Annotated in this window: 19 protein-coding genes; 4 read left to right on the top strand and 15 right to left on the bottom strand. The window is 34.4% G+C overall.

The annotated features are described in order from the left end of the window. Positions 1-4: 4 nt before the first annotated feature. Together ISP71_02465 and ISP71_02460 are read right to left on the bottom strand one after the other, a co-directional pair. Complete coding sequence (locus ISP71_02465; protein ID MBL6662944.1) at positions 5-2,812, bottom strand: TonB-dependent receptor; 2,808 nt, start codon at positions 2,810-2,812, stop codon at positions 5-7. A 59-nt stretch (positions 2,813-2,871) separates the two neighbouring features. Continuing rightward, a complete protein-coding gene (locus ISP71_02460; GenBank protein ID MBL6662943.1) occupies positions 2,872-3,786 on the bottom strand; it encodes a lamin tail domain-containing protein in 915 nt (304 codons plus the stop codon). A gap of 178 nt (positions 3,787-3,964) precedes the next feature. Here ISP71_02460 and ISP71_02455 point away from each other — a divergent pair, with 178 nt between their 5' ends. Next, complete coding sequence (locus ISP71_02455; GenBank protein MBL6662942.1) at positions 3,965-4,708, top strand: polyprenol monophosphomannose synthase; 744 nt, start codon at positions 3,965-3,967, stop codon at positions 4,706-4,708. After that, positions 4,701-6,035 carry a dihydroorotase gene (locus ISP71_02450; GenBank protein MBL6662941.1) on the top strand — a complete coding sequence of 445 codons (1,335 nt, stop codon included), beginning with the start codon at positions 4,701-4,703 and terminating at the stop codon, positions 6,033-6,035. Before ISP71_02455 ends, ISP71_02450 begins: the two co-directional genes overlap by 8 nt. Positions 6,036-6,078: 43 nt before the next feature. On the opposite strand, the gene ISP71_02445 is transcribed toward ISP71_02450, so the two are convergent. Then, on the bottom strand, positions 6,079-6,270 hold the full coding sequence (locus tag ISP71_02445; protein MBL6662940.1) for a hypothetical protein: 192 nt from the start codon (positions 6,268-6,270) through the stop codon (positions 6,079-6,081). Between the two features lie 78 nt (positions 6,271-6,348). On the opposite strand from ISP71_02445, the gene ISP71_02440 reads away from it, so the two are divergent. After that, positions 6,349-6,693: a DUF4296 domain-containing protein gene (locus ISP71_02440; GenBank protein MBL6662939.1), complete on the top strand. Its 345-nt coding sequence runs from the start codon at positions 6,349-6,351 to the stop codon at positions 6,691-6,693. Here ISP71_02440 and ISP71_02435 read toward each other — a convergent pair. Next, positions 6,683-7,693, bottom strand: coding sequence for an NAD-dependent epimerase/dehydratase family protein (locus ISP71_02435; protein ID MBL6662938.1), 1,011 nt, complete (start codon positions 7,691-7,693; stop codon positions 6,683-6,685). The two genes, ISP71_02440 and ISP71_02435, sit on opposite strands and share 11 nt — an antisense overlap. 74 nt (positions 7,694-7,767) lie before the next feature. Between ISP71_02435 and ISP71_02430 the strand changes: the two genes are divergently transcribed. Continuing rightward, positions 7,768-9,036 carry a tyrosine--tRNA ligase gene (locus ISP71_02430; protein MBL6662937.1) on the top strand — a complete coding sequence of 423 codons (1,269 nt, stop codon included), beginning with the start codon at positions 7,768-7,770 and terminating at the stop codon, positions 9,034-9,036. Here ISP71_02430 and ISP71_02425 read toward each other — a convergent pair whose 3' ends face one another. From ISP71_02425 to ISP71_02375, 11 genes are all read right to left on the bottom strand, one after another. Further along, the gene (locus tag ISP71_02425; protein MBL6662936.1) at positions 9,037-11,148 is read right to left on the bottom strand and encodes a gliding motility-associated C-terminal domain-containing protein; all 2,112 of its coding nucleotides are present in this window, start codon (positions 11,146-11,148) and stop codon (positions 9,037-9,039) included. A 20-nt stretch (positions 11,149-11,168) separates the two neighbouring features. Further along, on the bottom strand, positions 11,169-13,193 hold the full coding sequence (locus ISP71_02420; GenBank protein ID MBL6662935.1) for a gliding motility-associated C-terminal domain-containing protein: 2,025 nt from the start codon (positions 13,191-13,193) through the stop codon (positions 11,169-11,171). 39 nt (positions 13,194-13,232) lie between these two features. Then, complete coding sequence (locus tag ISP71_02415; protein ID MBL6662934.1) at positions 13,233-13,733, bottom strand: GNAT family N-acetyltransferase; 501 nt, start codon at positions 13,731-13,733, stop codon at positions 13,233-13,235. After that, a complete protein-coding gene (locus ISP71_02410; GenBank protein ID MBL6662933.1) occupies positions 13,714-14,694 on the bottom strand; it encodes an acyl transferase in 981 nt (326 codons plus the stop codon). Before ISP71_02410 ends, ISP71_02415 begins: the two co-directional genes overlap by 20 nt. Positions 14,695-14,757: 63 nt before the next feature. Continuing rightward, positions 14,758-15,900: a hypothetical protein gene (locus ISP71_02405; protein ID MBL6662932.1), complete on the bottom strand. Its 1,143-nt coding sequence runs from the start codon at positions 15,898-15,900 to the stop codon at positions 14,758-14,760. A 216-nt stretch (positions 15,901-16,116) separates the two neighbouring features. Beyond that, on the bottom strand, positions 16,117-16,776 hold the full coding sequence (phoU, locus tag ISP71_02400) for a phosphate signaling complex protein PhoU (protein MBL6662931.1): 660 nt from the start codon (positions 16,774-16,776) through the stop codon (positions 16,117-16,119). A 12-nt stretch (positions 16,777-16,788) separates the two neighbouring features. Continuing rightward, on the bottom strand, positions 16,789-17,556 hold the full coding sequence (locus ISP71_02395) for a phosphate ABC transporter ATP-binding protein (GenBank protein MBL6662930.1): 768 nt from the start codon (positions 17,554-17,556) through the stop codon (positions 16,789-16,791). After that, positions 17,556-18,413, bottom strand: coding sequence for a phosphate ABC transporter permease PstA (gene pstA, locus ISP71_02390; GenBank protein MBL6662929.1), 858 nt, complete (start codon positions 18,411-18,413; stop codon positions 17,556-17,558). Before pstA ends, ISP71_02395 begins: the two co-directional genes overlap by 1 nt. Continuing rightward, positions 18,406-19,287: a phosphate ABC transporter permease subunit PstC gene (pstC, locus tag ISP71_02385; GenBank protein ID MBL6662928.1), complete on the bottom strand. Its 882-nt coding sequence runs from the start codon at positions 19,285-19,287 to the stop codon at positions 18,406-18,408. The genes pstA and pstC overlap by 8 nt, the downstream gene beginning before the upstream one ends. A gap of 100 nt (positions 19,288-19,387) precedes the next feature. Next, complete coding sequence (locus ISP71_02380; GenBank protein ID MBL6662927.1) at positions 19,388-20,326, bottom strand: PstS family phosphate ABC transporter substrate-binding protein; 939 nt, start codon at positions 20,324-20,326, stop codon at positions 19,388-19,390. Positions 20,327-20,526: 200 nt separating this feature from the next. Next, the gene (locus tag ISP71_02375) at positions 20,527-21,489 is read right to left on the bottom strand and encodes a hypothetical protein (GenBank protein MBL6662926.1); all 963 of its coding nucleotides are present in this window, start codon (positions 21,487-21,489) and stop codon (positions 20,527-20,529) included. Position 21,490: the final 1 nt, after the last annotated feature.

Raw genomic sequence — 21,490 nt, 5'->3', positions numbered from 1 at the left:
TAAGTTAGAAAGTCAATTTTGCTGATAAATTAATTCTTCTGCCCATTCCAAAGAATACGCCAGCAGACTTGGCATCAAATTCAGCGTATTCTGCATTGTATGAGTCGTTGTTTTGAGCATCTGAAATATACACTTCGTTAAGGGCGTTAAGAACACTTAAACGAAAGTTGATTTTGCTTTTTTTATTCAATTTTAGGGTGTAACCAGCATGAAAATCTACCAAAGAGTAAGCTGGTATTTTCCATGATTCTCGCCCTGCATTTTCACCATCTAAAGAAAGTGGGTCGAAGTCAGAGTAGTAATCGTCAAAATATGTTCCTCTAACTTTTAAGTAGATGTGATCTAGTGGTTCATAACGTAGGCTCATTCCAAACTGTGTTTGTGCAGCATCACCTACATGCACTCCTACAGCATCAAATGATTCGACCACTTCATTTCCAAAATCATCAATAATAGCATTGTTATTATCATCATAAAAACGAACACTATCTTTAGATTGCCATGTCCAATCTCCTAAGGACATTAGCCCTTCTAGTGTGATTTTGTCGTTAAGTTTATAAGCAAAATCCATTTCAATACCTTTGTGTAATGCATCCATACCATTGATGTTAGCTCTAATAGGCTCATCATCAAGCATTATGGTAACCCCACCATTAGACGGTTTATTTTCCCATTGTGTAAAATATCCATTGACATTGGCAGAAAAAGATCGAGAACGGAAAGAATATCCTCCTTCTACAGCTTTTACAATTTCGTTTTCTATATCACGATACAAGTTGTTGGAGTAATCGTAAATATTATTAAAACGAGGAGCTTTGGAAATGTAACCAATATTGAAAAAGACGTTGTTATTAAAGTCTATGTTATAATTCGCTCCTAGCTTAATTGTTTTGCCTCTTATCCACTTCCATGATGTTTCTTGCTGTCTTGCCTCAGGCGAGTTCATAGTATATGCTACACCATTGTGAACAATAGTATCTTCTTGCATAGTTTTTACAGCACCAACAATATTGCCATTTTCGTCATATACTATTTCAGTAAAGACAGAAGTTCCTAAAGCCTCTACGTAGGTTGTGTCATCTAATACGAGGTCTTTCTTTTTGAAATAGTCAATTCTTTTGTTTGCCGAATTTGAGCCTGAAATGTTTAAAAATGCACTTAACTTATCATCGCTATATTCTAGCTGAGAAAATAACCCTGACCATTTAACAACACCATCATTGTGATAGCCAACTCTATCGCCAACTCTTTTAATTTGACTTTCTTGAAGTAAATTGTTGCCTTCGTCAATAGCATAGTCACCACCTAATAAATCATAAACTTCTCTGTAATGTTCACCTTTATAATAACGTAAATCGATACCCCCTGATAAAGTGAATAACTTATTAAGCTGATAATTTGCAGTAGATAAAGCACCATACCAATAATGATTATTTCTAGAACTATACAGATAGGTGTCTGAGGCTTTTTCTGTTGAATTATATAATGGATTTATATTATTTCTATTGAAATCGTAAGCATCTTGAAAATTGTATTGCCCCAATGAGTCTAGATTATTGGTGTTGCTACTTAGATTAGTACCTCCACCTTGACCTATTGATACATAAGCAATATTTGAGATGTATAGTTTGTCGTTAACTGCCCAAAAATCACGTAGAGAAAATTGAGGTTTGTGGTAGTAATTTTTCTTCGAATTTAAGGTTTCTAAATTAGAAACAGTATCCCCATTGGAGTTAAGTTCCCATCGGTTTAAGTTTCCCCAATGCTTATTATAGTTAATGCCTTTGTCTGAATATTCTCCAAACAAAGTATCATTGATGCCTAAATCATTGGCATATTCGCTAGAATAGGTTGCGATATCACTTTTGTAGGAGCGTTGTCCGTGTTGTTGAGGTGCGCCAAGTGCTGACAAGCTGAGTGTATGCTTTCCTAAGCTCTTTTGTACTTTGGCATAATAGAAAAAGCCTTCGCTAAATGTCTCTTCCACAAAACCACGACCTCTTTTATACGAACCTGCAAAGGTGAATCCCCAGCCGTTTTTCAATTTGCCTGAATTGTAGCCTATAGACGTTCTTAATTTTCCATAAGAGTCTACTTCTTGTTTGAAACTTCCACCTTTTCTGCTATCAATACCTTTAGTAAGTAAGTTCATAGTACCACCAACTGATGGAATAGCTATTTTAGATGCTCCAAGACCTCGCTGTACTTGTATATTACTGGTAACGGCATCTAAGCCAAACCAATTGGACCAATACACCCAGCCGTTTTCCATATCGTTAACGGGAATACCATCAATCATTACCGCTACATTACGTTGGTTAAACCCTCTGATTGTTATTCGTGCATCACCATCGCCACCACCTTGTTGAGTGGCATAAACGCCAGGCGTAGAGTTTAGCACCATTGGAATGTCTTGTGAAGCTAATTCTTCGTTAATCTTTTTTAGTGGAATAGTAGAAAAAGCTACAGGTGTTTTTCTATCAATAGCCACATCTGCAACAACTTGTACTTCATTTAAAAGAATAGTATTCAATTTGATATCTAACTTAATGGGCTTACCGTTAAGGGTTAGTTTTTTTATTACTTTTTCGTAGCCTACATAGGAAAATGTCACCTCTATAGATTCTTTACTAGTCACAAAGGCAAAATTTCCATCAAAGTCACTAATAATTCCTTTTCCATCGTAGGCTATTGTTGCTCCAAACAAAGGGTCGTTGGTAGTATTATCAGTTATGGTTCCACTCACACGCGTTTGCGCCAAAGCACCTACTGTTGATGCTAAAAAGAACAATAAGATCAGTTGAAGTTTCATTGAATAATAAATAAAAAAAAGTGCTGATAGATTTCTATCAGCACTTTAAATTAGAAGTTTTAGTTTATGACAATTGAGCTATTCTTGATGCTATTGTCTTCAAATATTATAGTCAAACTATAAATACCACTATTTATATTGTGAGTGTGGATATAAGCTTGTGAATTTGAATGAGTGTAATTTAAATTAACTTTTTGTCCAAGAGCGTTAATCAATTCAAAAGATTTAATGGCTTTGTTAGCACTTACATTAATAGTTTGCATGTTTGTCGCTGGATTAGGATAGAGAACAAAAGAAGTTGATTTGTCTTCAATAGAAGAAGGACTTCCAGAATAACAATCACATTCATGAGTGCCAAGGTTTGTCCATGTGTCAATGGATAATGAATCCCATTCAGCAGTTGGGTTAAATAGAACGGGGTTAGTTGTTACACCTAATTTAATACTTGCTTTTCTTACGAGCGTATGGTTTTTAGTCCACCATGCGCCACCATTGGCATCAGTAAATCCAGCAGTAGCATCATCAGTCCAACCACCACCTGGGTTTTCGCCAAGTTTTCCGATAATATCAACTATAGCACCATTTTTTGAAAGAGTTATAGCATCATTTCCATTCATGGATAACGGATTTGGATATTCAGGAGGACAAACTTGATCTGCAAGATCATAAAGTGCTGGATCAATTAAACCAAATCCATCATCAACGGTTTCACCATTAGTTACAATAAATGTTTGATATGGTTCTAAGCTTCCATTTAATGTTAATCCATCACCTTCAGGATTACTATTTCCGTTTGAATATCGATGAATAACGTAGGCACTTAGATCAATAGTTTGACTTGTAGGGTTGTAGACTTCAAGAGCTTTGTTTTGAGAACTTCCTTCAACATATTCTGAAAAGAAAAGCTCAGAGCAATCTTGTGCTATAAGGCTAAAAGAAGATAATGTTAAAATAAAAGATAAAATTGATTTCATAAATGTGGGTATTTTGTTAAGTGCTTCAAATTTAGTTTAAATTTCCATTATTTTAAGAAGAAATTCAATGCAATTATAAAATTATCATTTTTTTCATATTGCGAACTATAATTTTACGTTATCATTGAATAAATTTTAACTTACAAATTGTATATATTTACAAAATAGAAATCACTCAATGTCTGATAGTTTAGTCATAATACCCACCTACAATGAGAAAGAAAACATTGAACGAATAATTCGAAAAGTTTTTTCGCTAAGTCTTCCTTTCGACGTTTTGATTATAGACGATGGTTCGCCTGATGGTACAGCAGATATTATTAAAGGTCTACAACAGGAATTTAATGGACTCTTTATTGAAGAACGTCAGGGTAAATTAGGGCTAGGTACAGCATACATCCACGGATTTAAATGGGTGTTGAATAGAGATTATGATTTTGTATTTGAAATGGATGCTGACTTTTCGCATGACCCAGACGATTTATTACGATTATATTCCGCTTGTAAAAATGACGGCAAGGACTTAGCTATAGGTTCGCGTTACACCAACGGAGTCAATATCGTGAATTGGCCTATGAGTCGATTGTTAATGTCATTTTTTGCTTCTAAATATGTCAAGTTTATAACTGGTCTTCCCATTAATGATTCAACAGCAGGTTTTATCTGTTACAGACGCCACGTTTTAGAAACCATAAACCTCGATAAAATCAAATTCGTAGGTTATGCCTTTCAAATTGAAATGAAATTCAAGACATGGAAGTCTAATTTTGATATTGTTGAAGTTCCGGTGATTTTTACCGACAGAAAAGAAGGTAATTCTAAAATGGATACCTCAATTTTCTTTGAAGCATTTATTGGTGTTATTCAAATGAAAATTTCTAGTCTATTTACTAAATTCAAACAAAAGCCTTTATATGAATAGCACTTTAATTCGCAATGCCCATATAATCAATGAAGGGAAAATTTTTCTTGCAGATGTGTTCATTCAAAACGGTTTAATTGCTCAAATTGGACATTCATTAGACGTTCAAGCAGATGAAAATATTGATGCTGAAGGAAAGTATTTAATACCTGGTATTATTGATGACCAAGTTCACTTTAGAGAGCCTGGATTGACTCACAAAGCAGACTTATATACCGAGTCCAAAGCTGCAGTAGCAGGAGGTATTACTTCATTTATGGAAATGCCAAACACCAAACCTCAAACTCTTACTCAGGAGCTTTTGGAGCAGAAATACCAAAGAGCCAAAGAAGTATCATTAGCTAACTACTCCTTTTTTATGGGAGCTTCTAATGATAATTTGGAAGAAGTTCTAAAGACAGACCCAAAAAATGTTGGTGCAATCAAAATATTTATGGGTTCTTCAACAGGTAATATGCTCGTTGATGACAAAAGCGTATTAGAAAACATTTTTGAAAAATCAAAAATGTTGATTGCTGTACACTGCGAAGATGAAGCTACGATACAACAGAATACAGCTCATTATAAATCCATTTACGGTGAAGATGTGCCTATCGAAATGCACCCAAAGATAAGAAGCGATGAAGCGTGTTATAAATCCTCATCAATGGCTATTGAATTAGCTAAAAAACACGATACCAGATTACATGTTTTTCACTTATCTACTGCTAAAGAAATGGAATTGTTTAGAAATGATATTCCATTAGAAGAAAAACGGATAACTGCTGAGGCGTGCATCCATCATTTATGGTTTGATGACAGCCAATATGCTGATAAAGGAACTCTTATAAAGTGGAATCCTGCGGTAAAGAGTAAAGCTGATAAAGAGGCTGTTTTTCAAGCCTTGTTGGATGATAGGATTGATGTAATAGCTACTGATCACGCCCCTCATACTTTGGAAGAAAAGAACAATACTTACTTCAACGCTCCCTCTGGCGGCCCTCTTGTACAACATGCCTTAGTGGTGATGCTAGAGCTTTATCATCAAGGTAAAATAAGGTTAGAGAAAATAGTCGAGAAAATGTGTCATGCCCCTGCTATTTGTTTCCAAGTTGAAAACAGAGGATTTATCAGAGAGGGATATGCAGCAGATTTAGTACTTTTTGAAATTGACAACCCTTGGGAAGTCAATAAAGATAATATTTTGTACAAATGCGCTTGGTCTCCATTTGAGGGAATTACCTTTCAGTCAAAAGTAACACACACTTTGGTTAATGGTCATTTGGCTTATAAAAATGGAATTTTTGATGAATCCCAAAAGGGTCATCGATTAACTTTTGATAGATAAAAAAAGGGGCCTAAGCCCCTTTAATTTTTTGGTGTGAAACGGATTACTCAGTCACTTCCTCTTCGGTAGCAGTAGAGTCCATTTCAGAAGCAGTAGAGTCCATTTCTACTGTTTCTACGCTAACTTCCATAGTGTCAACAACTTCTTCAGTAGCAGCTTCTTTTTGGTCAGCAGGAGCACCACAAGCTACTAAGCCCATAAAAGCAATTGCCGAAACATAAACTAAATTTTTCATTGTGTGTGTTTTTTTTAATTAAATAATTTACAAATATACTCTTATTAGCGTATCAAATTACTTCATTACCTTTGAAAAATGAAAAATACCTTGTTAATAATTTTTATTGTGGTAATTCAATCCTGTTCTGGCGGTTCAAATCTAAAAAGAACAGACGTCATATCTTCTGATGATATGGTTACAATTTTAACCCAAAGGCAACTTATTGTATCGGAGTTAAACACCTTTCAATATCAAGGTGATTTTTCAAAATTTCATATAGATTCATTAATGTCAGACTGTTACCTTTCTTTAGGTTATTCTAAAGATGAATTTGATAAGAGTTGGAATTATTATACCACCCATGCCAACGAAGAATTGTTAGTGATTTTTGACAAGGTATTACAAGAATTACAACTTTTAGAGGAGAAATCTAAGAATTAGTGTGTTCTTCTAAAAACCATTGACTATATCGCTTGATACTATCTTCGATAGGGATGAATTCATAATCCAAGGCATCTACAATTTTTTGGTTTGAAAAACTTTTGTTTTTCATAGCCGTATTTGCTGTTTCTTTAGTGACTAATGGACTTTTGTTGGTAATTATAGACTTCAGCCATTCTACTCGCCAAGCGACTTCCTTTAAAAAAGGTGTAACTTTAATATGGGGTTTTGGTTTATTAAGGGTTTCTGCTATTGTATCGAAAACTTCCCTATACTTCATCTGTCCAGCATTAATTATGAATCGTTCGTTTTTGATATCGCTATTTAACAATTTAATTAGGCATTCAGCCACATCTAAAACATCGACATAACCAGTACTTCCGGTGCTATAAAATTTTAAACCACTCCATACTTTTTCAAACATTTGAGAGCTTCCTTTTGTCCAGTCTCCAGGTCCTAAAATGACCGATGGATTGACAATAACTGAATTCAATCCTTCTTCTATACCACGCCAAACCTCTTGCTCAGACAAATATTTGCTTATGGCGTATTGTGTATTTGATTTACTTTCTTTCCAATAATCATCTTCTGTTCTAACTTTATTTTCTTCGACACTGCCTAGAGTAGCAATAGAACTGATATAGCCTAACTTTTGGATGTTATGTTCTAGGCATAGATTAACAATATTTGCAGTGCCCTCCACATTTTGACTCATCATTTTTTCAAAATCTTTTGGGTTGAATGAAACAATAGCCGCACAATGTATGACTGTTTGACAATCTTTTATACCTTCTTCTAAGGAAAATAGGTCCAATAAATCGCCATCTATCCATTCTATGGATTGTAATAAATCTACTTTATTGTAATGAGAAAAGATATTTTCAATGACAGTTAAGGAACTTTCTTTTCTTTTCAAAGCCTTGACTTTTTGCCCATTTTCGGTCAATTTTAGGAGTATATGTGCCCCAACTAAACCCGTTCCACCTGTTAAAAATATCATCGAGAACAAAGGTAGACAAAAAATAGCCCCATTGTTTTACATATATTTATATTTGCCTTAAAGAAATAACAAAAATGAACTTTGTAGAAGAATTAAAATGGAGAGGTATGATTCATGATATCATGCCGGGTACTGAGGAGCAATTACAAAAAGAAATGACAACTGCTTATATTGGTTTTGACCCTACCGCAGACTCTTTACACATTGGTTCATTAGTTCAGATTATGATTTTGGTTCATCTTCAACGTTGTGGTCATAAGCCCATAGCATTGATGGGAGGAGCAACGGGTATGGTTGGTGACCCCTCAGGTAAGTCAAAGGAAAGAAATATGCTTTCAGAAGAAGTTTTACAACATAATTTAACATCTGTTCAGAAACAAATGGAACGATTTTTGGACTTCGATTGTGGTGAAAATTCTGCTGAAATCGTCAATAATTACGATTGGTTTAAAGACTTTAGTTTTTTAGACTTTATAAGAGAAGCTGGTAAGCATATCTCTATCAACTATATGCTAGCTAAAGATTCCGTAAAATCTCGTCTGGAAACGGGTATGAGCTTTACCGAATTTAGTTATCAATTGGTTCAAGGCTATGACTTTTATTGGTTATTCAAAAATAAAAATTGTAAAATACAATTAGGGGGTTCAGACCAGTGGGGCAACATCACTACGGGAACAGAGTTCATAAGACGAAAAGATGGTGGCGAAGCCTTTGCTGTTACTACGCCACTATTAAAAAAAGCTGATGGGGGAAAATTTGGAAAGACTGAAGAAGGAAATGTATGGCTAGATAAACGACTAACATCGCCTTATAAGTTTTACCAATTTTGGTTAAATTCTTCTGATGAAGATGTTAAAAACTACATTCGTATTTTTACGCTAATGACAAAAGAAGAAATAGAGCAGCTTGAACAACAGCACGATGAAGCACCACACCAAAGATTACTCCAAAAAACCTTAGCTGAAGACATTACTAAACGTGTGCATTCAGAAGATGATTTAAAAGCAGCAGTTACAGCTTCCAATATTTTATTTGGTAAATCTACTTCTGAAGATTTAATGTCTTTAGATGAAGATACATTTCTTTCTGTTTTTGATGGTGTCCCACAATTTGAAGTCAGTGCCTCGGATTTAGAAACCGATATTTTTGACTTTTTGGCTGAAAAAACTCAAGTGTTTGCCTCTAAAGGAGAAGCTAGAAGAATGATTCAGAGTAGTGCTGTCAGTATCAATAAAACAAAAATTTCTGCTGATAAGCAACTATCTTCAGACGAATTGATTTCAAATAAGTATTTACTTATTCAAAAAGGAAAAAAGAATTACTATTTAATAAGTGTGGCATAATTATTTTGCCAAAATAAAGTTGCCTGTTTTTCGTCCTATTACATTACTTTCTAGAAATTGATAGTTGACTTTGTATGAATATACTCCAATAGGGCAAATTTGACCTTTATATTTTCCATCCCAACCAATTTTATTATCGAAAGTTTCATAAATGCGTTCGCCCCATCTATCAAAAATTTGAAGGTGATAGTTTAAATAGTCACAATTTTGTAGGCTAAGAAAACGGTCATTTATTTCATCTTGATTTGGAGTAAAACAATTGGGAAAGAAAAGTTCACAACGGCAAAAGTATTTAACGATTAAGTCATCTTTCAATTTTTCGCACGATGAAGATACTTCTACCCAATAATTGCCGAGTTTGTTAATGGTGTAGTTAGCTTTGTTGTTGCCATCTTGCCACAAATATTTTGCATTTTCATTACTAACATCAAAATGAACCTCAAAGCCTATGGTATCATCTTCGCATAATTCGATGTCTTCTCCTAAGTTTAATTGTAAGCGAGGATATACACTAATTTCAATACTATCTCTAAGAATTTTACATTGGTTGCTTATCCTTACATGATATAAGCCTGCTTCGTTGACATCTAGACTGCTTCCTTTACTGCCATCACTCCAAAGAATATTTACATTAGGACTAATCACTCTCAAGGTATGTGACGTATTAAAACAGATAGTAGTGTCTTGACCCAAGTCAACATATATCGAATCAAAATGATTTATCTGAATAGTATCAGCTATAACTTCACAGTGGTTTTTTATTTGTAGCCAATACATACCTTCTTCACTGGCTGTAAATGTTTCAGAAACAGAGCCATTGTGCCATAAGTATTGAATTTCATCGGTATTAATTGTTGGTATTATGACCATCGTATCTCCACTACAAAAGCTAGTGTCTGAACCTAAGTCAAGAGTTAGCGGTGCAATTAGATTTAAATGTATCGTGTCACTAGTGGATAAACATTCGTTGAATTCTTTTAACCAGATAACCCCAGCTTGTCCAGTTGTGAGTTGATTCCCATTACTACCATTACTCCATAAATAATTTACATCCGTATTTGTTGTGTTTAGGGTTATAGTTTCACCAGTGCAAATGCTAGTATCATTACCTAAATTAGTAGTCAATAAGCTATCAACTTGTTTATAATTTACAATGATGGTGTCATAGTGGTACGCCATGGTTGAGGTTTCTGCTATGTAATAGCTTTGCTTCATCCAATAAGTTCCCTCTTCATAAGCGTAAAAAATACTATCTGTTGAGCCATCTTGCCACAAACAATTGGCGTTTTCTTGTCGCAAAGGTTTAAGGATAATAGTATCTCCTTGACATATACTTGTGTCTTGTAGGTTGGAATATGGATATACTGAAACATCTTCAAGAAAGTAGTATAAACAACTGAGTGGTACATTAAAGAAAGGGTCATCGAATACTGTATCAGTATCAAAATTACCAATGGTAATATAACTTTCTCCACCATTTGCTCTAAAAACTCCTTTTACTTCTACCCATTCTGAGGTATTTGAAAGAGTCTGATTGGTTAATATTTGAGCAGAAACACTTGAGGAAAGATAATTGTATAACTCAACATCGCTAACAAAAGCACCTAGTGAGTTCAAAAAAAAAGGATTTTGTGCTGATGGACAAACGTAAAATGAAAGATGATAAAGTTTGTCTTGAATAAGTGGTTCTGTAAACTCTACTTTGATATACTCTTTATAATTATGTCCATATGCGCCACTATATGCTCTTATGCCTGTATATCCGTTGCCTGTTCTTGCTGTTCTGTATCCAAAATTATTTTGTGGTACACATAAAAAGCAAGAGTCCGCTCCAACATAGATAAAAGTAGTCAGACTGTCAAATAGAGAAGGAGACATATTATCGAAAATCCAATAGTTTTCGGTATAGTAGAAGTCGGCAGTATTGATACTTTTCCAATCATCATATATTCCAAAGGATTGATTTAAATAATAAGGACCAGGAAGGACAAAGGAAGTGTCAAATTCTTCAAAGCTAGGATTGGGGATAAGGTTTTGTCCTTTAATTTGACTGAAACATAAGAATGCCATTATAATAATTATCAAATTATAATGTTTTGCTATTCTTATCATAAAAATTTATTTTTTCTAAATCATTTTAGCAGATTAATTATGCCTTTTTCAACTTTAAGTCGATTAATATGATTTTTAGGAAGTTCAAAAAGATAGGTCAATTTATAAGTGTAAACACCTGATTGCACGTACTCATTTTTGAATTTGCCATTCCAACTATTTTTTAATTCATTCGATTCAAAAATAAGTTGCCCCCATCGATTAAATATTTGCAAATGGTAGTATTCGAATTCACACGAACTAAATATTGAGAAGTTATCGTTTTTTAAATCTCCATTTGGGGAAAAAGAATCTGCTATGTATATATCACAATAACATTTTTGAGAAATTAGTATGTCAGATGATAGTTTATTACATTCGCTTTCGACTTCTAATTTATAATACCCTGGTTCTGTTATAGATTTGGTTGAACTTGTTGTGTTGTCAGACCACCTATAGCTAAAGTATTGGTTGTTAGGAAAATCAAAATTTAAAGAATAGGTAGAGTCTTTGCAATACGTAAAATCATTTCCTAAATGAATGTCCGGTAAATTTGGAATGACATCTACTTTTATACTATCTGAAGTTTTATCACATAGATTTTCAACTACAACCCAATATTCTCCTTCGATAGTAACAATATAGGCACTTCCGTTATAATTGTCTTGCCATAAATACTTAGTAATATTAGGCGACTCTACATCCAATTTGATTGATGTACCTAGACATATTGCTGTATCATTACCTAAATCGATTTGTATTTTATCCATAACAGAAATGTTTATGGTGTCTTTATAGCATCTGCCCGACTCAAACCAATATATTCCACTTTCTTTGACTGTAAGTGTAGGTAAAGTAGAACTATCATTCCATATAATGGGACTCAGATTGGGATTTAATACAATAGATTCGCCTTGGCAAATAATAGTGTCGTTGCCTAATGGAGATATAACTTCAGGCATATAATTTACTTCTATACTATCTCTAGCTGAATAGCATTGATTGTATATTTCTGCCCAATATATTCCTTCGTCGGAAATGGATAGAGATGGGTTTGTCGAACCATTTGACCAAATAATTTGATTGTCTGTATTAATATCAATATCTATTGTTTCGCCAAAACATAATGTTGTGTCATCAGGGAGTTCTATACTAAGTTGATTGACTGTTGACACGACAATAGTATCGTATCCATAGCAACTGTTTCCTCCCCAATAGGTTCCTGCTCCATTAATAACAAATCGATTTGTATTAATAGAATCTTGAAATCGTAATGATTCATCAAATTCTAACACAATAGAATCTCCTGGACAAATAATTGTATCGTTACCTATCGAAAAAGGTGTTGAATTGTTATATGCCCTGAGAAACACATCGTCTATGTATAGGTAAGACATTTGGTATGAAGCGTATCCATCAGGATTTGGTATAGTTTGAAATTGAGTAGGGTGAAATGCTCCAATAGTTAAAAAATTTTCTCCTCCTGTTGCTGTAAAACATCCTTTAACTTCTACCCAGTCATCGTGTTCAGTGATATATTCATCATGTTCTACTTGAGGGTCATAATTGAATTCAGCACCATTATTATAATTATTTTCAGGCGATGGCTCAGGAAAAATGATCATAGTGTCAGAGACATATAACCCAACTGGTTTAGCAAAAAAGCCTACTAAATCGGCGTGACTTGCCCAAAATCCCATTTCATATATTTGCCCCGAATCTAATTCTTCGTTAAGCTGTACTGAAATAAATTCGGTATTGGTTTCACTATCAAATGCATCTGCAAATAAAATGCCTGCCATTCCTGCTCCTGTTCTAGGAGTTTGACTACCTAATGTATTAGTTGTCCCCCAATAAATAGAATTAGAACAACTATTAAAATAATCTGGAGTAGCCGCATTTTGATCACCTGGTGTTGGATTATACCATTGGTTTAGCAGGTCAAATTGGCTCAGATTTGTTTGGCATGATTCGTAATCTTCAAAACTAGAATCTGGCACAAGGTTTTGTGCACTATGAAAATGGTATAAAAATGTAAAGAATATAAAAATAAGTTTTGATTTCATTTGCTTAAAGGGAGTTAAATCAACAGCAAATTTAACGATTTAAAAAACCTTTTCAAAACAGTAATAAATATCTTTATGAGGTTTGAGTTTGATATCTCCAAGTTGATTATATCCTATACGTTTATAAAACGCTATGGCTTTAGGGTTGTTGATGTAGGTATCCAATCGCATTGACACACAATTGTTCTTTTTTGCTAAACTTTCAGCAAAGTCCATCATTTTTTTGCCAACACCTTGACTCCATACTTTGGTTTTAGAACAAAGCCTATGTACAACCATGAAATTATTGGTTTTGTCTGCCCAATCTATCGTAAGATAAGTAGGGTCTTGAACAGAATCAATCTTTATACCTGCAACAATTTCCTTATCAATAAGCCCTACATAATAGTCGCCAATTTCTAAATCTTGTTCAATGACTTCTCGATTGGGGTAGCTTTCGTCCCATTGGTCTATCCCTAGGGCAATCATGCCGCTTACACAAGATTTATAGACTTGCATTATGTCATCGAGTTCATTTTTTTTAGCTTTTCGTATAATCATTTTCTTCTAGCAATAAGTTACAGCCTCTAAGGTCTGCTTGGTCAAAACGACCTTTGAGTTCAAAGTTAGTATCATCTAGTGATTTCCCCAAATCTTGAGTTGCAATAAATGAACATGAGTTAATGTTGGCTAAGTCAATGATATTAAGTCCACCTGTTTGGTGGTGAGAAACAATTTGAAAGGGATCTTCAGTATCTCTAATTAATACCTTCATCCAAGGAGGGTTTTCAAAGATTCCATTTCCTTTAGAGTAAGCCTGAGAAAGCAATTCAGTCATACCATATTCGGAGTGTATTTGCTGTAGTTGAAAAGAGGTTTTTAGCTTTTGATGCAATTCACTTTTTATCATTTCTTGGCGTTTACCTTTCATGCCTCCCGTCTCCATTACAATAGTATTGTTCAAGTGTTGAGGAAATTGTTCGGCAAGGTCTAATAGTGCATAACTGACACCTATGAGTAATGTTTTCCTATCACTAGTTTGAGATAAAATTTCTGATAAATCTTTGAGGTTGTTGAGGTAAAACCCACTTTGTGGGTGCTGACTATCTTTTATGAGTTGGTTGCACATATAAACTAATGATGAGCCTTCTCTTTCAAGGTATGAGGGTAGTAGTGCAAAAATGCGATAGTCTTTAGGATTGCCATAGAAATAGTCGAAACCAAGTCTGAAGCTATCTTCATATATAGACAGTTCAGCGATATGATGTTCACTGCGTTGTTGACCTGTTGTGCCACTACTGCTAAATGTTATTTGTGCAGTTTTATTCTTTGACAATATGGTATTAGATTTAAAAAACTCTATGGGTAAAAAAGGTATTTTTTGAATGGAGTTAATCTTATCAATATCAATTTTTAAAAGGTCCAAATAGTGTTTATAAAGTAAACATTCTTCGGCTTGAAGTCTAAAAACTTGTAGTGCTTTTTCTTCGAAAGAGATGTTGTTATCAAAAACCCAATGCATAGTACTAAGGTAAAAAAAAAGCTCCTTTCGAAAGGAGCTTTTTGTAACTAAAATATGTGCTTGTTAAAACCCTAACTTACCAAAGAACTTTGCTAATCCTGAAACAAACTCTTTAGGTATTTCTGTTAACATAGAGCTGAACGTAAGTTGGTCGTTTACACCTATAGCAATTGCGATAGAAATAATAAGACCTATGAGTGCATATGAGAAATCTTTAACTAATAATTTAAAAGCTGTAGCTGTGCTATTTTCTCCAGAATTTCTTATTGCCATAGCCACTTCACGGCCTCCTAAAAGACCGATAAATACCCATGTTGTGCTCATTGGTACTTGAGAATAGAGTTTGAAATAAAACAATATGATGCAATAAATAAAGTCAATTATTGTAGCGAAACGTACATCGGTAACTACTGATTTCTCTGTAACAATTTTTTGTATTCTTCCACCTTTGTAAAAAAGTAGTAAGCCTAAGCCGATAAACACAACCCCAGCGAAACCCATAAACTGCATGAAGCTTAAACTTCTTGGTAAGTAAACGGCAATATTTGCGGCATCTTGCATGAGCCATACTGACCATAATGTACCACTAGTAATCCATTGTGCTATAGTCCAACCAAATTTGGCTTCTCCAACAAATTTTTTCTTAGCCCATTTGGAGATGAGCATAAAAATAATGAAACCCATAAAAAAGGCTAAAACATATCCACTCATACTCTTAGCAAGTACTTTACCAACTGCGGCTGGTGCAGCAGCAAATGAAGTAAGTAGAATGAATGTCGTAGAAACAGGCATTCTTAAACGAGTAAGAATTAATAAAAATATTGGGGCAGCTATTTGCAGAAAGTGAAAATTGGTAGGACTTTTATCAAAACCTTTAGCCATGAGTCGCCCATGACTAACATCACCAGCAAAGTTATACCATGAGTAACCGACGGTAAATAAAAATATACCACCAATAAATATCCATAGTACCCACCATTTTTTATCTTGATTTGATGCTATGAACGTTCCTAGAGTTTGGATACTGTCGTTGGCAACAGCAGCATAAGCCGCAAAAATAAAACCTACCCACATCCCTAATTGAGGATATGGTGTAACGAACATAGCAAGTATAAATGCGATAACTATGAAAGAAAGAAAATTTCTCTCACCTTTATGAATCCATAAGTTAGTTGGGTAACTGAACTTAGACATTAATTTTTTCATAGAAAAAAAATATGTTATTGAAGATATTGACTAGAGTACAGCTATAGTATATACTGCTACCATAATAACAACGTATAATACTTTGCTAATGTCAAATTTGTTTTGAGTAGTTTCCATAATCATTGTGTTAATATTATTATACAAATGAACACAAACAAACCACACTCCAAGTTAATTGAAAGTAAATCTAATGTTAAGAAATTGTTAAGCGATTTTTTATCGCTTATTTTTTCGGTGCTTTATGACTTTGGATTCTATAGAAAAAATAAGCTCTTCAGCAATATTTTTTGTTAAGTCTCCAGCTCTTTCTAATTTTCTTACACATGATAAAAGATAAAATAATGCTTCTGCATTTTTCTCATCGTAGTTTTCTATAATAGCATTACTACAATCTGAGTTAATAGTGTTTAATAATTCGTCTTGTTTGAAAACTCTACGTGCTATTTTGGTATCTTCTTTTTCAAAAGCTTCAATAACATTGTCCATCATAGCTTGGCATTGAGAGAACATTTCTTCAATTTTAATATTCTTGATGGCCTTCTTTGGAAATGGTGCTTTTACATTATTCACATAATTGGCTATACCATCAGCGATATCTGCTATTCGTTCCAATTCATGATTGATCTTGTAGACCGAAAGAACAAAGCGTAAATCTACAGCAACTGGAGAATACAAAGCCAGTATATTTTCACAATCTCTATCAATTTTCAATTCTAGAGAATTGATTCTTTTTTCAGCATTTGTTATTTCTGCTGCCAAATCTTTATCAAACTCTAAAAGTGCTTTTTCACTTTTTAGCAATTGGTTGTTTACTGCCAAAAACATATTAAACAGTTCCTTTCTTAGTTCATTAATTTCTTGCTCTAATTGTGTCATAATAAATAGGGATTATCCAAATCTACCTGTAATGTAGTTTTGGGTACGTTCTTTTTGAGGGTTTCTAAAAATTTCTTCAGTTTTGCCAAATTCTATCAAATCTCCCATATAGAAAAAGGCTGTATTATCACTTACTCTACTGGCTTGTTGCATATTGTGAGTGACTATAACGATACTGTATTTTTCCTTCAGTTCGTGGATTAATTCTTCCACTTTTGCTGTTGATATTGGGTCTAGGGCAGAAGTAGGTTCGTCCATCAACAAGACAGATGGCTCTACAGCCAAAGCTCGTGCAATACACAAACGCTGTTGCTGACCACCTGAAAGTGCCAAAGCAGATTTTTTCAAATCGTCTTTGACTTCATCCCAAAGAGCAGCTTGTTTTAGAGATTTTTCTACTCGTTCTTTCAAAAAGGCTTTGTCTTTAATACCTTGAATGACTAAGCCGTAGGTAACATTGTCATAGATGCTTTTAGGAAATGGATTTGGTTTTTGAAATACCATTCCAATATTTTTTCTCAATTCATCTACTTTTATGTTTTTGCCATAGATGTTGTCTCCTTGCATAAACACTTCACCTTCCATTCTGTACGATTCGATGTAGTCATTCATTCTGTTAAAGACTCTAAGAAAGGTAGATTTCCCACATCCTGAAGGACCAATAAAAGCAGTAACCTTATTTTTTTCAATATGCATATTGATATTTTTGAGGGCTTGCATTTCGCCATAAAAAACATCAAGTGCTTTAGTTTCTAAAATGTATTCTTTTTTTGTTGTCATTACCAACTGATTTTCTTTTCCCATTTATTTCTAAGATAAACGGCCAGTCCGTTCATAATAAATGTAATGATTAGTAGTATGATTATAGCGGCGGCGGCATTGATGATAAAACCGTGCTGAGGCCTAGATACCCAATTAAATATTTGAATAGGCATTACCGTAAATTCGTCCATAGGAGAACTTGGTGTAAATGGCACATAAGCCAATGCGCCAACTACAATTAAAGGAGCCGTTTCGCCAACAGCTCTAGAAATAGCTAATATGACGCCCGTTAGGATTCCACCCATAGCACTTGGCAAAACCTGATGCCATATCGTTTGCCATTTTGTTGCACCTAAACCAAAAGATGCAGCTCGAATACTTTGAGGTACTGCTCTGATAGCTTCTCTTGTAGCTACTATGATGATAGGTAAAATAAGAAGAGCTAATGTGAAGGCACCAGCCAAAACACTATTCCCCATCTTGAAAACTCGGACAAATATTTCAAGACCAAGTAGTCCGTAAATGATAGATGGTACACCAGCTAAGTTGGATATATTAACTTCAAGTAACGAGGCTAATCGACTCTTTTTACCATATTCTTCTAGATAAACTCCTGCTGCTACTGCTAGTGGAAAAGCAATAAGAGTAGTAAATCCTAAAATCCATAATGAGCCTGTCCATGCTGTATATATACCTGCTTTTTCTGCTTTTCTTGAGGGTAAACTTTTCATAAAATCCCAATCGATTCTTCCAAGACCATCGACTAATATATTGCCAATAAATATGGCTAAAATCACAAGTCCTAAAAAGGTACATACAATTCCGACGTACTCAAACACCTTGTCTTTGATTCTATTTTTTCTTGAATTAGTCATATTGTTCTCTAAATTTCTTTCTTATCCAAAAACTGATATTATTTAAAATAAATGTGAAAACAAATAAGGTCATACCAGCAGCAAATATTGTTCGATATTCCAATGAGCCATGAGGGACATCGCCTAAACTGACTTGAACGATGTATGCTGTAATAGTTTCAATAGGAACTAAAGGGTTGGCTGTTAATCTTGGTTGTTGACCTGCTGCTATGGCAACAATCATAGTTTCGCCAATAGCTCTTGAAAAGGCTAATATCACAGATACAATGATACCTGATGAAGCAGCAGGTACCATAACTTTGAAAGCTGTCTGAAAGCGTGTAGAACCCAGTCCGTAGGAGGCATTTCTTAAAGATTTTGGTACCGCTTGAAGAGCATCTTCACTAAGCGAACTAACAAAAGGAATAATCATTATTCCCATTACAATACCTGCTGACAAAGCGTTGAAACCAGCCATTTCAGGAATTAGCTTTTGTAGAAAAGGAGTCACTACCATTAGAGCAAAAAACCCGTAAACAACCGTTGGCACTGCGGCTAAAACTTCAAGTAAAGGCTTTACGGTTTTTCTAAATTTTTTAGGGGCATATTCGCTAAGATATACAGCTATAGTAAGTCCAACAGGTAGGGCAACAGAAACAGCAATAAATGTAGTCAACAATGTACCAGAAATAAGTGGCATAATCCCAAAATGCTTGTTAGCAAATAAGGGTGTCCATTGGTCGTCAGTAAGAAAATCTACTATTGAAACTTCCTCAAAAAAAGTAAAGCTCTCCGACAAGAGAACCCAAATAATTCCTAATGTAGTGAGTATGGTAATTGCTGCACTACTTTTGAGTAGGAACTCAACGATATTTTCTTTTGCTTTTCTATTCATTTTTATTTAATTATCCAAGCAACCTAGGTTGCTTGGATATGAATAGTAATTAACCTTTTACACAATGAAAAAAAGTTTTATTACTATGAAAAATTGCTTTTTATTTTACAAAGGCGTTGAATTTTTCAATTTCTTTAGCGTACTCAGTGTCAGGAAGAGGAATGTATCCTACTTCTGAAACTAAAGATGAAGCACTTTCAAGATAGAATGAAACAAATTCTTTAACTTCTTCTTTTTGAACAGCTAGACTACTTACATATATAAAGATTGGTCTTGAAAGGGGAGCATACGATCCATCTCCAACCGTTTCTAAAGATGGCATAACTACACCATTTCCATTATCTACACCTACCAATTTTAGTTTGTCTTTATTTTCTTCATAGTATGCCAATCCAAAAAACCCTAAAGCATTTTTGTCTGTCGCTATACCTTGAACTAGTACATGGTCATCTTCTGAGGCAGTATAATCTCCTCGTGTTCCTACTTTTTTACCGCAAATAGCTTCGGCAAAATAGTCGTATGTACCTGATGCCACACCAGGTCCAAAAAGGTGAAGTTCTTCTTTAGGCCAGCCTTCTCTGACATCACTCCAGTACATTACTTTTCCTTGTGCCTCAGGTATCCATATTTTTTTCAACTCTTCAACAGTTAAATAATCAACCCAATCATTTTCAGGATTGATTAGTACTGCTAAACCATCATAAGCAACACTCAATTCTTGGTATCCGATACCGATTTCTTCACAGGCTGTAGCTTCTTTAGCTTTGATAGGTCGAGAAGCATCGTTGATGTCTATCTCTCCTCTCATAAACTTTTTAAAACCACCACCAGTTCCAGAAACACCAACAGTAACATTCACAGCAGGTTGAATCACTCTAAATTCTTCAGCTACGGCTTCAGTAATTGGATAGACAGTACTTGAGCCATCAATTTTTATAGCTCCACTAAGTTCTGATTGATTGGATTTTTGTTCGCCACCTCCACATGCAGTAAGAGCAATTGTTGCGATACCTAAGATTAATTTTCCTAATGTTTTCATATTGTGTTTATAGTTTTAAATTATGGTACAAACATATACGGTCAATTGAAAGTAAAGCTTATGCTCATATTAAGTATTTGTAAAATCTAAAACTCTAATGTTAAGGAATTGTAAAAAGTGTTAATTGTGGGCTTGCCAATTATGGTAAATAAAAAAAGCGAGGACTTAGCCTCGCTTTTAAATTTTACTAAAAGAAAAGTTTAAAACTTAAACTCCAAATTCATGAATACTGAACTTTCAGCTTCAGCATTTTCAGTTGCTGCAGTCCAGCTTTGGTAGTTTAAGGCTACTTTTAAACCCTTTACCATTTGCTTTTGTACACCGACAATCATAAATGTACCGTCTTTAGATAAGTTCCAGTCATTTTCTGAACTTAACTCATCGTATCTGGCAAACAATGACATACCATCATTTAAGTTATAGCTACCATAAGCAGAAATACCTGTACGCTCTTGATCCAATACATTTTTAGCATTTTCTTGAAGGTTGTATTCAGCACCTAAGCTAAAGCCATCTCCTTTGTATGCTAATGCAGCACTAGTTGTACTTTGGTGGGCATCGTTGTCACCATAAGATTCTCTTGGCACAACATCTCTTATTACTCGTACTACTACATTTTCCGAAGCGTCGTAAGTTAAGCCAACACTACCTCTGAACAAACCATTGGCTTCTTGTTCTTTTTTATAACCTTCGCCATTAAGAACCTGAGCATCAACACTTAATTTATCATTGAATTGGTAATCAACAGAAACACCAGCATCAGCCGAACTAGCCCATTTATGTTTGTCTTGTAAAGACTTATAAATGTATCTGTGCCCCCAAGTTTTTTCCATAAATTTGAAATTCTTAGTGCCAATCATACCAAAATTGATATTCATATTGTCATTAGCTTTCCAGCTTACAGAAGCAATTTTTAGGAATGCAGTGTATTGGCTTCCTGCACTGTTGTTGCCAACATCGAAAGTGATTTTTGTAGTGAATTCATCACTTAATGCATAGCTATATCCTAAGTAAGCTCTGTTAACTTCAAATGCTTTGAAGTTATTATCTTCATCAGAAAGATTGTAGTTGAAATTAGAAAATACTTTTGCACTTGGCTGACCTTGAGCCATTGCAGTTAAGCCTATAAATGTAAAGGCTAATACGTTTAAGATTTTTTTCATT

The sequence above is a fragment of the Flavobacteriales bacterium genome, assembly GCA_016779995.1.
Lineage (GTDB): Bacteria > Bacteroidota > Bacteroidia > Flavobacteriales > UBA7312 > UBA8444.
This window is presented reverse-complemented; position numbering and strand designations above follow the sequence as displayed.

Bases quoted from the DNA above. Each gene is read 5' to 3' on its own strand.
- ISP71_02465 (MBL6662944.1), bottom strand. From the start codon at position 2,812: ATGAAACTTCAACTGATCTTATTGTTCTTTTTAGCATCAACAGTAGGT.
- ISP71_02460 (MBL6662943.1), bottom strand. From the start codon at position 3,786: ATGAAATCAATTTTATCTTTTATTTTAACATTATCTTCTTTTAGCCTT.
- ISP71_02455 (MBL6662942.1), top strand. From the start codon at position 3,965: ATGTCTGATAGTTTAGTCATAATACCCACCTACAATGAGAAAGAAAAC.
- ISP71_02450 (MBL6662941.1), top strand. From the start codon at position 4,701: ATGAATAGCACTTTAATTCGCAATGCCCATATAATCAATGAAGGGAAA.
- ISP71_02445 (MBL6662940.1), bottom strand. From the start codon at position 6,270: ATGAAAAATTTAGTTTATGTTTCGGCAATTGCTTTTATGGGCTTAGTA.
- ISP71_02440 (MBL6662939.1), top strand. From the start codon at position 6,349: ATGAAAAATACCTTGTTAATAATTTTTATTGTGGTAATTCAATCCTGT.
- ISP71_02435 (MBL6662938.1), bottom strand. From the start codon at position 7,693: ATGATATTTTTAACAGGTGGAACGGGTTTAGTTGGGGCACATATACTC.
- ISP71_02430 (MBL6662937.1), top strand. From the start codon at position 7,768: ATGAACTTTGTAGAAGAATTAAAATGGAGAGGTATGATTCATGATATC.
- ISP71_02425 (MBL6662936.1), bottom strand. From the start codon at position 11,148: ATGATAAGAATAGCAAAACATTATAATTTGATAATTATTATAATGGCA.
- ISP71_02420 (MBL6662935.1), bottom strand. From the start codon at position 13,193: ATGAAATCAAAACTTATTTTTATATTCTTTACATTTTTATACCATTTT.
- ISP71_02415 (MBL6662934.1), bottom strand. From the start codon at position 13,733: ATGATTATACGAAAAGCTAAAAAAAATGAACTCGATGACATAATGCAA.
- ISP71_02410 (MBL6662933.1), bottom strand. From the start codon at position 14,694: ATGCATTGGGTTTTTGATAACAACATCTCTTTCGAAGAAAAAGCACTA.
- ISP71_02405 (MBL6662932.1), bottom strand. From the start codon at position 15,900: ATGAAAAAATTAATGTCTAAGTTCAGTTACCCAACTAACTTATGGATT.
- phoU (MBL6662931.1), bottom strand. From the start codon at position 16,776: ATGACACAATTAGAGCAAGAAATTAATGAACTAAGAAAGGAACTGTTT.
- ISP71_02395 (MBL6662930.1), bottom strand. From the start codon at position 17,556: ATGACAACAAAAAAAGAATACATTTTAGAAACTAAAGCACTTGATGTT.
- pstA (MBL6662929.1), bottom strand. From the start codon at position 18,413: ATGACTAATTCAAGAAAAAATAGAATCAAAGACAAGGTGTTTGAGTAC.
- pstC (MBL6662928.1), bottom strand. From the start codon at position 19,287: ATGAATAGAAAAGCAAAAGAAAATATCGTTGAGTTCCTACTCAAAAGT.
- ISP71_02380 (MBL6662927.1), bottom strand. From the start codon at position 20,326: ATGAAAACATTAGGAAAATTAATCTTAGGTATCGCAACAATTGCTCTT.
- ISP71_02375 (MBL6662926.1), bottom strand. From the start codon at position 21,489: ATGAAAAAAATCTTAAACGTATTAGCCTTTACATTTATAGGCTTAACT.